Raw genomic sequence first — 650 nt, 5'->3', positions numbered from 1 at the left:
CACCGTCCCGGCCCTGTCCGTCGCCGTCACCGACGCCGTAGGCGCCCTGGTCACCGTCCTGGCAGCGCTCAACGACGCCGGCAAGGCTCTCGATCGCTCCGTCATCGCCCGCCTCGGGGAGCACCCGGACGCCCAGACCTTCACGTCGCTGCCAAGGTCGGGTCAGATCAACGCCGCCCAGGTGCTCGCCGAGTGGGGCGACTCCCGTGCAGCCTACGAAGGACCCGACGCCGTAGCCGCCCTTGCCGGAGCCACCCCGGTGACCAAAGCATCCGGCAAGCAGCACGCCGTGCACTTCCGCTGGGCCTGCAACAAACGCTTCCGCCGGGCGCTGACCACCTTCGCCGACAACAGCCGCCATCAAAGTCCTTGGGCCGCAGACATCTACACCCGCGCCCGGGCTCGCGGCCACGACCATCCCCACGCCGTGCGCATCCTCGCCCGCGCGTGGATCCGCGTCATCTACCGCTGCTGGCAAGACGGCGTCCCCTACAACTCCGACATCCACGGCGGAACACAACGACTGCTGGCTCAAACAGCCTGAGGTTGACTCAGGAAGTGTCATGCGTCGACCTCGGGTATCACGAAGATGTTCACCGTGGTGGCGACGTCGCCGACAGCGGCAGAGCCCCCCACGCCCGCCGAGCAGG

The 650-nt window shown here is 68.8% G+C and carries 1 protein-coding gene; it reads left to right on the top strand.

The features are described from left to right. Positions 1-544: transposase (locus F6Q13_RS19325; protein ID WP_293059951.1), on the top strand; the 544-nt coding region annotated here is incomplete at its 5' end. Positions 545-650: the final 106 nt, after the last annotated feature.

The organism is Mycobacterium sp. (assembly GCF_008709575.1).
Lineage (GTDB): Bacteria > Actinomycetota > Actinomycetes > Mycobacteriales > Mycobacteriaceae > Mycobacterium.
Note: the sequence above shows the minus strand (reverse complement) of the source record. Positions and strands in the feature narration are given on the sequence as shown.